The 11,934-nt window shown below is 51.6% G+C and carries 11 protein-coding genes and 1 riboswitch; all 11 genes read left to right on the forward strand.

The genetic code is table 11. The annotated features are described in order from the left end of the window. Positions 1 to 266 (forward strand): hypothetical protein (locus tag MELB17_RS25695; protein WP_227498925.1); only part of this gene is annotated, 266 nt, incomplete at its 5' end. Continuing rightward, a riboswitch (cyclic di-GMP riboswitch) is annotated at positions 263 to 343 on the forward strand. It overlaps the preceding gene by 4 nt. A gap of 41 nt (positions 344 to 384) precedes the next feature. Continuing rightward, positions 385 to 1,182: a PEP-CTERM sorting domain-containing protein gene (locus MELB17_RS14850; RefSeq protein WP_007351107.1), complete on the forward strand. Its 798-nt coding sequence runs from the start codon at positions 385 to 387 to the stop codon at positions 1,180 to 1,182. A gap of 478 nt (positions 1,183 to 1,660) precedes the next feature. Next, positions 1,661 to 1,717, forward strand: a complete 57-nt coding sequence (locus MELB17_RS26525) for a PEP-CTERM sorting domain-containing protein (RefSeq protein WP_227498930.1) — start codon at positions 1,661 to 1,663, stop codon at positions 1,715 to 1,717. Between the two features lie 325 nt (positions 1,718 to 2,042). After that, the gene (locus tag MELB17_RS25705) at positions 2,043 to 2,690 is read left to right on the forward strand and encodes a DUF642 domain-containing protein (RefSeq protein WP_007351108.1); all 648 of its coding nucleotides are present in this window, start codon (positions 2,043 to 2,045) and stop codon (positions 2,688 to 2,690) included. A 115-nt stretch (positions 2,691 to 2,805) separates the two neighbouring features. Beyond that, positions 2,806 to 4,251 (forward strand): exosortase/archaeosortase family protein, encoded by a 1,446-nt coding sequence (locus MELB17_RS14860; RefSeq protein WP_007351109.1) that lies wholly within the window; start codon positions 2,806 to 2,808, stop codon positions 4,249 to 4,251. After that, positions 4,248 to 5,186 (forward strand): phosphotransferase, encoded by a 939-nt coding sequence (locus MELB17_RS14865; protein ID WP_007351110.1) that lies wholly within the window; start codon positions 4,248 to 4,250, stop codon positions 5,184 to 5,186. The genes MELB17_RS14860 and MELB17_RS14865 overlap by 4 nt, the downstream gene beginning before the upstream one ends. Before the next feature lie 44 nt (positions 5,187 to 5,230). Then, entirely contained in the window at positions 5,231 to 6,637 is a 1,407-nt protein-coding gene (locus tag MELB17_RS14870; RefSeq protein WP_036184993.1) for a mannose-1-phosphate guanylyltransferase/mannose-6-phosphate isomerase, read from the forward strand. A 33-nt stretch (positions 6,638 to 6,670) separates the two neighbouring features. Beyond that, complete coding sequence (locus tag MELB17_RS14875) at positions 6,671 to 7,831, forward strand: glycosyltransferase (protein WP_007351112.1); 1,161 nt, start codon at positions 6,671 to 6,673, stop codon at positions 7,829 to 7,831. A 78-nt stretch (positions 7,832 to 7,909) separates the two neighbouring features. Beyond that, positions 7,910 to 9,901: a PA14 domain-containing protein gene (locus MELB17_RS14880; protein WP_007351113.1), complete on the forward strand. Its 1,992-nt coding sequence runs from the start codon at positions 7,910 to 7,912 to the stop codon at positions 9,899 to 9,901. Between the two features lie 90 nt (positions 9,902 to 9,991). After that, the gene (locus MELB17_RS14885; protein WP_007351114.1) at positions 9,992 to 10,954 is read left to right on the forward strand and encodes a DHH family phosphoesterase; all 963 of its coding nucleotides are present in this window, start codon (positions 9,992 to 9,994) and stop codon (positions 10,952 to 10,954) included. A gap of 64 nt (positions 10,955 to 11,018) precedes the next feature. Further along, positions 11,019 to 11,933, forward strand: coding sequence for a sulfate adenylyltransferase subunit CysD (gene cysD, locus MELB17_RS14890; RefSeq protein ID WP_007351115.1), 915 nt, complete (start codon positions 11,019 to 11,021; stop codon positions 11,931 to 11,933). Position 11,934 lies beyond the last annotated feature (1 nt).

The raw sequence follows: 11,934 nt of genomic DNA on the forward strand, positions 1-11,934 counted from the left end.
CGCGTAAGCCGGATTATTCGAGAGGCAAAACGCAAGACCTGACCCCGAGAAATCGATTTCAAATCTGTCCCCTATTTAATGCCCCACCAACTACCCTGCATAACCCAAAAGCCGCTGAATCCCGCATTCAGCGGCTTTTTGTATGGCGATGTCGAATTTCTTTACAGCCCATAAATCAGAGTAATAAAAAACCTATAAGAAACAACAAGCTTAAAAGTTGGCACGGTAATCGCTTCGTATTAGATATGGAAAAGGCAAGCGCCTAACCAGCAGCCAAACCATTTGTGAGGATGGGACGGAAAGCCAAGGATCTCTGGGGAAAAGAGACAGCCTGGTTGCCTAGCGAACTATAACGTTAAAAAGCGACTCAACCGGAGAACACTCATGAAACTCAAGAAACTAGTGGCTGTAATCGCACTATCCGCAGCCGCGATGTCGGCACAGGCTGTAGTTATTAATAATGGTGGAGAGGCGAACCTAAACGAAATCATTAACGGAACGCTGCTCGTTACCGGCAACGCGGTCAATGCGTTAGGTGACACGGCTACGAACGACGCCTCAACGAATGGCTATTTCAGATCGTCCGAAGGCGACAGCTCGGCAACGTTTTTGATTGAAATCACTGGAAATGCCGCCACTCAATCCTTCGGTATTTTCAATGGCAACGACTACGTTCAGCTTTTTGCTGGCAGTGATTCAGGTGCCTTCGAGACTTCTGGTGGCTATACAGGCACAGTAGTCGACGCCAGCAATCGAGCCAGAGTTGGGTTCGAATTGTCTGGAGCCGGTGTCGACGTCTTCGTAGACAACGTCTTGGCAACCACTTTCAGCAGCGATACCTTCGGCTTTTATCTTGGTGGAGGCGGCGCTCCAGTTATCTACTCTGACGCGACCAAAAACGTAGGCGGCGCTGAGCGCATGGTTTCTATTCAAGGCCAAGGCCAGTACTTGAACCTTGGATCAGAGCTTGATTTCGGCTGCACTGCAATGGCTACTGGCAACTGTACGCTTTGGGAAGATGACGACTATATCGTCGCGTTTGAAGATGGAGGCGATTTCGACTTCAACGACTTGATGGTTTACGTCGAGGACATCACTCCAGTACCAGAGCCAGGCACCCTGGCCCTCCTTGGCCTCGGCCTTGCCGGTCTTGGCGCTTCACGTCGTCGTCAGAAAGCCTGATTACGACAGGGTATTTGAAAAAGTCAGCTTCGGCTGACTTTTTTTGTTTTAAATTTGTGTTTTCTCAATTCTGAACAACCAGCACCCTCAACACTACCAACACCCCCTTAAAACGAGCGTCGATTTTCTTTACGCTGTCGTTCATCACCTTACATTACCTCAACCTATTGATTTTAAAACTTATCATGGAGAACTAACGCAACTTGAACGAGCGATAGAGCAATGCAGCTGCCGAGAACGAAAATCCCTCTGTAAAGGTATATCGTTGTATTCCCTAGCGAATTACGCTCTCCACGCCAGAACCGCAAACCCACGACAGGCACGAAGTCGAAATTTTATACACTTATAATGTCCTCGCCCCCTCGATTACTTTTTAACCGATTCTACCATTCTGTATTTTGTATACTTTTGTAACTCAGATGACTCCGACAAAGTAGAACTTAGCAGGTCAGGTGGCGTAGCCTTCGACGTAGCCCGCATACCAGAGCCAGGCACCCTAGCCCTGCTCAGCCTCGGGCTTACTGGCTTCGGCTGACTTTTTTATGGGCCAGACCGGGGACAGACCGGGGACAGATTTCAAATCTGTCCCCTACCCTACACAAGCACCCAAATCCGCGCCCACCGCATTATATTGAACTCAAGGCAGCCAAAGCGTCGAGATTTTATACACACCCCCAGCCTAGCCGTTTCAATTGCTTTTAAACCCAGTCTATCTTTCTGTATTTATTGATTTTTTTATAAATTGGCTTTTTTATTGCTTAATATAGAATAAGTTACAAACCACTTAAAACCAAACGCAAATCCTCTCTGCTCAAAATAATTATGGAAAGCAGGGATTGACGAAAAACAGGGAAACAATCATGAAGAAAGCACAACTGAAAACCGCACTCCTTACGAGCGTTGTCGTTGCTGCCGCTTTGGGCATGAGTTCAATAGCCAGTGCAAGCATTCTCACAAATGGTAGCTTCGAAAACCCTGGGGTTTCAGGATATGAGTTCTTAACACCCGAAGAGCTGTTAGGGTGGAAATCAACTGGAGATGTAGAGTTTTGGAACCGCGATATTGGCGCCCAACCGAATGGCCCTGCCCCAGCCGATGGATCTCAATACCTCGAGTTGAACTCGCGTGATGGCGGCCCTTACTCAATTTTTCAAAGCTTCGATTCAGTAATCGGAACCATCTATGAGGTGTCTTTCGCTTACAGCGCGAGAGCAAACACAAACCCAGCAGAAGAGTTCAGCTTTTACTTTGGGGACGTAAACGGTTCCGGCGACACCTTTAACATCGCTAACGGAAACACAAATGACTGGACCAACCCTACTTACAACTTTATGGCGACATCAGAAACTTCTAAGATAGCGTTCACAGCCATCGTTCCATCTACTGGCACCGTAGGGAACTTTCTGGACAATGTCATAGTTATCGACGCTCCAGAACCCGGCACCCTTGCTCTCCTAGGCCTCGGCTTAGCCGGCCTGGGCGCTGCCCGTCGTCGTCAAAAGTCTTGATCTAATCAAGCTTGAAAAAAGCCAGCTTCGGCTGGCTTTTTTACTTTTTATTTGTGTTTTCCAACGCTTAAATACACGTTACCCTAACGCCTTCATCCGTTCCGGTGGACACCCAATGCTACGGAAAGCGCAACAAAACCTACCAACCGCAACGCCCTACATTCTGGCCACTGTGCTCGCCATTGGTCTGTTTCTACCCACCTGGCTCCGTTTGATCGGCGAATGGCTAGACTTCGAACAAGTACTCGCCCACGGGCTGGCAACCGCACTCATTTTTCTCTGGCTGGTGATCACCCACCCACCGGCACCCAATAAAGCGTCAACCCATCGGCAAAGGCCCTTTTACAAAACTGGCGCTCTGGCGCTGATTGTCATCACCTTGGGTTGGGCAGTGCTGGAACTTGCCCGCATCGACACCCTCGCCTACTTTGCATTGCCTGCGGGCGTTGCTGGCATAACCTGGGCGCTACTGGGCTGGCAGCGCATGATTAGCTTTGTGCCCTACATTCTGGTTTTGTCACTATCACTGCCATTCTGGGGCGACTTAATACCGGCACTGGTTCACCTGGCCAGCGCAGTAGTAGGCACCTGGGTAAGCTGGTTGAATATGCCGGCCCTCATCGAAGGCAACAGCATTACCGTGCCCTTCGGCCGATTGGTTATTGAAGACGGCTGCTCCGGTATTCGCTACTTCGCCATCTCTATTCTACTGGCGGCGATGACCTCCGTATTGAACGACTACCGCTGGCGCGGCTGGCTGGCAAGCCTCAGCGTCGCCATCACGCTTGCGCTGATCGTAAACTGGGTTCGCATTACCATCCTGGTGGTAGTTGGCTATCAGTCCGAAATGCAAAGCGACCTGCTGACAGACCATGAACTGATGGGCTGGCTAGTATACGGCGCCTTCATCATCCCGGTTATGTACTTCTCACCGGTCATGAAGCGCAGCCCCGACAGCCAAACCCAGCCAGCAAACATCAACAAAAAAGGCTACATCGCCATCGCCGTTGCCGTTCTGATCGGCCCCGTTGCCCTAACGCTGGCAACCACCACAACCACCCAACCCGGGCTCTGGTCGCTGAACATGGCGAACAGCCCAAAAGCCGAACTGCAGTCGCTACCGATCCCCCTAAGCATGCCGGAAGCCCTAAACCAGCAAGCCTGGCGCACCGCAGGCACTTGGATATTATTGGCCCAAAACCAACGCACCAGCGCCGACGACAAGCTGGTGCCTTACCTGCCAGCACAGTTCAACCGCTCACAATGGCTGCGCGAGAGCCATCAACAGCCCGGCGCAACGGTTTATCGCAACATACTCACGCGGGAACAGGTGGTTATGGCGCAGTGGTATCAGGTGGGTGACTACCGTGCCGACAGCTACCGCAACGCCAAACTTCTGCAGATACCGGCGCTGCTTGAGGGTGCAACGCACTTTGCGCTGGTAACCCTTCAAGCCTCTTGCCAGCAGCGAAATTGTGAAAGCGCTTACAACGCCGTCATTAACCAAAAGACGACGCTACAGGCCCAATCGTTCACGCTGATACAGAGCACGTCCCAATGAGCACAAGCCAGGGCGAAATGCGCGGCAGATTACGCAGCAACGCAAGCAGCACTGGCATCCTGTCGTCTAACACTTATGCAAAACACACTTTAAAATGCAGCCTGAAGCCAGAGGCGATGGAGCTCATCCGGTGCCGGCACCTGAATATTCAAACAACCCACGTCAAAGCCATCGAACTTGTCAGCTTTAACGAAGCCAAAAACCGCCTGATCACAAAAAAGGTCATCGGCAAGGAACTGTTTCATGCCCTCTGGAACCCAACCAATCTGCTCGGCCGCCTACAAGGCCACCGGTTGCAGAATCCAGATACCCTGGTCCATCGCATTACAGAGATCGGCACCTGGCTACGCAAGTACCACAACAGTTCCGCCGGGCTAACGCCAGAAAGTACCGATGGTAGCTGGCTGGTAACAGCATTCGCACAAAAAATTCGCGGAATCCGGGCAAGCAAACTGATACCAGAGCCCAATCTCAAAAAAATCGAGCAAAAATATTCTACAGAATTACAGAAACTCACCACTCCCGACTACCTGTCCTTCAATAACGCCTTCCCGTGCCAGGTCCATGGCGACTTTGTGCTTTATAACGTGTTGGTGGACAGCCAGCAGAACATGCACATACTGGATTTCAGCAAAACCCGGATCTCAAGCAACCTGGAAGACGTGGCGCGTTTCTACAGCACCCTCTGGGCCATCGCGCAAACCAACCGCACCCGTCGTAGCCTGCTCCGCGAGTTGCCTACCAGGTTCTTGAAAGCCTACGGATTGCCGCCTCTGATTGCTGAAACCCCTTATTTTCGCGCCAATCTGGTATACAATTTCTTGGCTCATCTGGAAGCCCAGCACCGCGGGCGAAAGACGTTTTCGTGGAACACCAACCGTGAAATGGGCCAGATTACCCGCGCGGGTATGAAGTGGATCTACCAGCAAATCTGAAGCCGGCACACAACGACATTCACCCAGTTTACAAGGTCATTTTTATGCTTTTCCCAATCGTTCTTGCAGGCGGCAGCGGCTCACGTTTATGGCCGTTATCACGGCAACTGCACCCCAAGCAGTTCCTACCCTTGCTGGGCAAAAATTCCATGCTGCAAGCCACAATAGCGCGCCTGAAGGGCTTAGAGACCGCACCACCAACGATCATCTGTAACAACGAACACCGCTTCCTGGCCGCCGAGCAACTGCGGGCCGCCGGAATAAACGATGCCAAAGTTCTGCTGGAACCTGTCGGGCGCAATACAGCGCCAGCCATTGCCCTGGCAGCGCTGGCTCTGGTGAGGGAAAACCCAAACGCGGTATTACTGGTGCTGGCGGCCGATCACGTTATAGATGATGAAGCGGCTTTTCGCGCCGCGGTAGAAAACGCTGCCCGCTATGCAGCCCAGGGAAAGCTCGTTACCTTTGGCATAAAACCAGACATGGCCCACACCGGCTATGGCTACATCCGCGCAGGAAAAACCCTGGGGCCAGCTGCCTGTGAATTAGACGAATTCGTAGAGAAGCCCTCCAAAGAAACCGCACAAAGCTATCTGACAGAAGGAAACTACACCTGGAACAGCGGCATGTTCCTGTTCAGGGCCGACAGATACCTGGAAGAACTTAAGCAGTGGCGGCCGGATATCCTTGAAGCCTGCACACAAGCAATGGCAAACCCCGTGCCGGACCTAACGTTTATTCGAATCAACGAAGAGGCGTTTCGTGCGTGCCCAAGTGAATCCGTCGATTACGCCGTTATGGAGAAAACTGGCGCAGGCGTAGTCATCGAGATGGACGCCGGCTGGAGTGACATCGGATCCTGGTCTGCACTTTGGGAAAAACTGGACAAAGATGCGAACGGCAACGCCTGCAACGGCGATGTCATGCTTCACAACGCCAGCAATTCACTGGTCCGCGCCGATCACCGGCTGGTTGCATTGGTCGGCGTTGAGAACCTCATCGTGGTCGAAACCAAAGACGCGATTATGGTTGCCCACAAAGACCACGTAGAAGATGTAAAAGCCCTGGTCGCGTCCATTGAATCGGACGGGCGCCACGAACACATAAACCATCGCGAAGTGTACCGGCCCTGGGGCGTGTTTGATTCAATCGACAACGGCCACCGCTATCAGGTAAAACGCATAACCGTGAACCCCGGTGCGAAGCTCTCGGTGCAAAAACACCACCACCGGGCAGAACACTGGATTGTGGTCAGCGGAACCGCCATGGTCACCAATGGCGAAAAGCAGTACCTGGTCACCGAGAACCAGTCGACTTACATTCCCATTGGCGAGATTCACAGCCTCGAAAACCCGGGCGTTATTCCTTTGGAATTGATTGAAGTGCAATCCGGCTCGTATTTGGGCGAAGACGACATTGTGCGCTTACAAGATCAATACGGCAGAGCCTGATGAAACCTTTTGTCCCACAAAGCGACCCTGCCCGTGGCTGACAATCACTCTCCAACCCGTATCCCAACCCGCATCTTGCACGTTACCTTCAATATGGGCTTCGGCGGCACCGAACAGGTTATTCGCCAACTGGTCATCAACCTGGACCCACAACGGTTCCGGTGCGAAATCGCCTGCATTGATGGCGAAGTCGGTGCCATAGGCAAGGCCATGGAAGCAGACAACGGCATCACCATCCATTCCAGAAAGCGCGGGCCAGGGCTAGACTGGAAAACAATCCGCTGGCTCCGGCGCCTCATCAAGTCCGGCCGTTTCGACTTTGTGCATTGCCACCAATACTCGCCCTACACCTACGGCTGGTTTGCACACTGGGGCACAGGCGCAAAAGTGGTGTTCACCGAACACGGCCGCTTTCACCCAGACCAACACCGGAAAAAAGCAAGGCTGATCAACCCCATCATTGCACTCTCCTCTCATCGCCTGGTGGCCATATCAGCGGCTACCCGCGAAGCACTGATTGAATATGAATACCTGCCAGCATCCAAAATCGCGGTCATCTACAACGGCATCACGCCATTAACCGTAAAAGAAGACCGCAAACAGGAACTCATAACGGAGCTGGGTATTAAATCGGGCGACGTTGTTATAGGCACCGTAGCAAGGCTGGACGCGGTCAAAAATCAGCCCATGATGCTGCAAGCCACCCGCGCCCTGATCAATCAAGGTTATAAAGTGCGCCTGCTGCTGGTCGGCGACGGCCCCGAGCGCGAAAACCTGGAAGCAATAACTCGGCAGTTAGAGCTCAACAGCGCTGTCATCTTTACCGGGTTCCAATCCCAGCCTGCCGACTACCTCAGCTTGATGGACATATTCCTTCTTCCGTCCTTCACCGAAGGTACCTCCATGACCCTGCTAGAAGCCATGAGCCTTGGCATTCCCACGGTAGCCACTCGAGTAGGAGGTACGGCAGAAATTGTCGAAGACAAAGAAACAGGTTTTCTGATTGAAAGTGATGACCAGGAAGCCTTTACCCGCGCCATAAAGAACTTACTGAATCAGCCAGGACAACGAAAAAAAATGGGCAGCGCCGCAAAAGCGAGATTTAAAGATAAATTCTCGGTAGAGCAGATGGTAGATCAATACCAGCGATGTTACGGCGCAAAGTTCGGCTCATTAAATCATCTATTTTTTTAATTTGTGCTAAAGTTAATGTGGTACATCAAGCGCTCAAAATAATCCTTTTGTGCGCAAGGTAAATCTGGAGGTACGGCCATGCAGGCCAACAAAAAATTTCTTGTTGTTTGTATTTCTATACTTATAACCTCTGGCTGTAGCACGTTGACGCCTCGAGATATCGATACCTTGCCTGCGCCGGCTGCTTTGCCTGAAAAAAGTGAGCAAGGCGTTGTTGAGATTTGGTATTACAACAACGTAACTATCTCATCTGTAAATGTCTTAGATAGCCTAGCACGATACCCCGACAATCCAGACGACGTGTTACAGCTTAATCGCTTAGAAGGCCCCACTAACAGGGGTGACCGTTATGCTGGTTTGGTGCGGGGTTACATCACGGCACCCGCTGATGGGCAATATCGCTTTTTTGTGACCAGCGATGATGACGGACAGTTTTTACTGAGCAACTCTACCTCCCCCAGTGAGGCACGTATTATAGCTTCTGTTCCGGGTTGGGCCAGAAGCGGAGAATTCAGCAAGTACAGTTCTCAGACGTCTGGCGATATCACTCTATCATCCGGCCAACGCTATTATTTTGAGATGCGATACCGTGAAGCCGGCGGTGGCGACCAATTTGCTGTTGCCTGGGAAGGCCCAGGCTTTAGTCAGGCCGTAATAGATGGGCAGTATTTGTCATCGTTTTCACAAGGGTCGCAGGTCTACCCTGACGATGCTCAGTCCGTTACCGGTTATGAACTCGGGTATCGAGTTGGTTTTTTTGACGGCAAACAGGCTTTGCCTTTTACGCCAGCCTACCCGCCGTTGGATAACGACCAAGACCGTTTATACGACAACTGGGAAGCGTTCTACGGGCTGGATTCTAACAACCCGAACGACAGCAACGCCGATAGTGACAATGACATTCTCACGAATTACGACGAATTTTGGGTGGGCTCCAGCCCAACTAACGCTGATTCAGATGGGGACGGAATACCTGATGGGGCAGAGTTTGCTTATGGCCTAGACGCGTTAGATCCCGCCGATGCGCAGGCTGATCTCGACAATGATGGTTTTAGTAATCTTGAAGAGTATGTAGCGGGTTCGGATTTAACAAATATTGAAGATATGCCCGTCCAAGCAGAAACTCGCATAGCAGGGATATGGGCGCAGTACTTTTCGTTCCAGAATTTCGAGGAATTTGTGTTGGCTCGTGCAGAGCCGGAACTAAATTTTAGTTGGGGTGCAGGCTCCCCGGCACCTGAGGTTCGAGATAATAGGTTCAGTGCTCGCTTTTTAACACTGTTTACTCCGCCCCATAAGGACGGAGAGAGGGACTATCAGGTTATTGCCGAGCATGACGATGGCGTACGTATGAGCTTCGACGGCCAGCGCATTATCGATGAATGGATGTACTCGAGTGAGCCGGCTTCTGCTCAAATAACCGCGAGCGCCGGACAAAGCTACCCTGTCAGCATTGAGTTTTATGAGTATCGAGGCCACGCCAATCTTTCCATTCAATTTATTGACATTGTTACGGGCACGGCGCTAAACGCAGAAGACATTTTCACGGTATTAGATTTGTCTGACACGGTGAGTCAATCTGTTGATACTGATAACGATGGTATTCCTGATACTTGGGAACACCAGCAAGGTACGAATGCTTATGTCGACGACTCATCGGTTATTAATAATGCCGCAGGTATTTCGAATCTGGAAGCCTTTCAGGCTAATTTGAGCCCGTGGACAGCAGAGGCGCTTGATGAAGTGGTCGATACGCCACCCGTCGTAATCAGCCCACAACCGCTACCCCCCACAAATGAAGCAAGTCAGTCGTCAGTTACCCTGACATGGACGGCCCCACTCACAAGGGTTGATGGAGGTTCGTTGTCATTGGGAGAGATCGTAGATTACGAACTGAGCTACGGCCAGCAACCCGATTCTTTAGATGAAAAAGTTTATATTCCGGGGCAGGAAACCCTCTACACGATTGAAAATCTTGATAAAGGGACGTGGTATTTTCAAATGCGTACGCATGACGACAAAGGTATGTTCAGCGCGCCAACGGAAGTTTTGGAATACATCATCAAGTGATGCCCCAGATCAATTGATTATTACTATCGCATGCATATTCCAAGTTGGGCCGATTAGCCATCTCTTTGACTTACTGAATTGTGAATTGATATGAATGCATACGATGTGTTTAACGGCGATGCCGATGGTATTTGCGCCCTGATACAGCTGCGGCTAGCTGAGCCTATAGTGACAACGTTGATTACCGGGGTTAAGCGAGACATTGCTCTTGCGCGTCAGGTTCCAACCATCGAACCGGTGAAGGCGACAATTCTTGATGTCAGCCTCGACAAAAATCGGGAAGCTGTAGATGCACTTTTAGCGGCTGGCAGCGCGGTATTTTATGTGGATCACCATTTCCCGGGTGAATTGTTGCCAGACGCGCCCAACTTTACCGCTCTGATCGATACTCAGCCCACCACGTGCACCAGCTTGCTAATAGATAAACACCTGAACGGCCAATTTCATAACTGGGCGATTGCCGCTGCCTTTGGTGATAACCTCAATGCCGTCGCTGAAGATCTCGCGAACGCGGCCGGGTTATCTTCCAAGCAGGCCAAATCGCTTAAGTCCCTCGGTGTGTGCATCAACTACAACGGCTATGGGGCGACAGTGGACGACCTGCACTTCCACCCGGCAGATCTTTACCGTGAGTTTGTAAAGTTTGAGGACCCACTTGAGCTGATAACTTCCCAGCCGCCGGCTTGGGAAAAACTGCGAAAAGGCTATGAGGCCGATATGGCCAGCGGTCTTGCGGCACCGGTGATAGCCGAGAATGCGTCGTCTACCGTTGTAAAGCTCCCGGATGAACCCTGGGCTCGCCGCGTTAGCGGCGTATTGGGCAATGAGCTGGCAAACCGCAATCCGGATAAGGCCTGTGGCATCATTACCGAAAGCGCCAACGGCAGTTATCTGGTGAGTATTCGTGCCCCTTTGAATAACCGCACTGGTGCCGATGAACTGGCTCGCCAGTTTCCAACGGGGGGCGGTCGAAAGGCGGCGGCCGGGATTAATGAACTGCCGGCTGAGCAATTAGAAGCATTTTTAGATGTAATGGCGAACTTCTGGAATTAAGCCCTCTCGCGCGCGAGTAGAGAGGGGCTATAATGTTTGAACTTTTGTTATATGGGCAATCAATATGACCTTAACCCCTCCCAAGAAAACCCACCTCAAACAGCTTGAGGCGGAGTCCATTCACATCATCCGCGAAGTGGCCGCCGAGTTTGATAACCCGGTGATGCTGTATTCAGTTGGCAAGGATTCGGCCGTCATGCTGCACCTCGCGATGAAGGCTTTCGCGCCGGGCAAGCCTCCGTTCCCGCTGATGCACGTGGATACCACCTGGAAGTTCCGGGAGATGATTACCTTTCGGGACAAGATGGCGAAAAAGGTGGGCATGAAGCTGATTGTGCACACCAATCAGGAAGGTGTGGAGCAAGGCGTCGGGCCGTTTACCCACGGCAGCGCCAAACACACAGATGTAATGAAGACCCAGGCGCTCAAACAGGCGTTGGAAAAGTACGGCTTTGATGCCGCTTTCGGCGGTGCTCGCCGTGATGAAGAAAAGTCCCGTGCCAAGGAACGCGTCTACTCATTCCGGGACAAGTTTCATCGGTGGGACCCGAAAAACCAGCGCCCCGAACTTTGGAACCTGTATAACGGCAAGGTCAACAAAGGCGAGAGCATTCGGGTATTCCCTTTGTCTAACTGGACCGAGCTGGATATCTGGCAATACATCTACCTCGAAAATATCGATATCGTGCCTCTATATTTGGCCGCTGAACGCCCAGTGGTAGAACGGGATGGCACATTGATTATGGTGGATGATGACAGGATGCCTCTGAAGCCCGGTGAAACCCCACAAATGAAGAGGGTCCGGTTCCGTACGTTGGGCTGCTACCCACTGACCGGCGCCGTTGAATCTGATGCAACCACCCTGCCAGAGATTATTCAGGAGATGCTTCTGACCAAAACATCGGAACGCCAGGGTCGCGTCATTGACCACGACTCTGCCGCCTCCATGGAACAGAAGAAACGCGAAGGGTACTTCTAAG

The organism is Marinobacter sp. ELB17 (genome assembly GCF_000169375.1).
Taxonomy (GTDB): Bacteria; Pseudomonadota; Gammaproteobacteria; order Pseudomonadales; family Oleiphilaceae; genus Marinobacter.

Coding starts and splice junctions, on each gene's coding strand:
- MELB17_RS14870 (WP_036184993.1), top strand. CDS start 5,231: ATGCTTTTCCCAATCGTTCTTGCAGGCGGCAGCGGCTCACGTTTATGG.
- MELB17_RS14865 (WP_007351110.1), top strand. CDS start 4,248: ATGAGCACAAGCCAGGGCGAAATGCGCGGCAGATTACGCAGCAACGCA.
- MELB17_RS14860 (WP_007351109.1), top strand. CDS start 2,806: ATGCTACGGAAAGCGCAACAAAACCTACCAACCGCAACGCCCTACATT.
- MELB17_RS14880 (WP_007351113.1), top strand. CDS start 7,910: ATGCAGGCCAACAAAAAATTTCTTGTTGTTTGTATTTCTATACTTATA.
- MELB17_RS14850 (WP_007351107.1), top strand. CDS start 385: ATGAAACTCAAGAAACTAGTGGCTGTAATCGCACTATCCGCAGCCGCG.
- cysD (WP_007351115.1), top strand. CDS start 11,019: ATGACCTTAACCCCTCCCAAGAAAACCCACCTCAAACAGCTTGAGGCG.
- MELB17_RS14885 (WP_007351114.1), top strand. CDS start 9,992: ATGAATGCATACGATGTGTTTAACGGCGATGCCGATGGTATTTGCGCC.
- MELB17_RS25705 (WP_007351108.1), top strand. CDS start 2,043: ATGAAGAAAGCACAACTGAAAACCGCACTCCTTACGAGCGTTGTCGTT.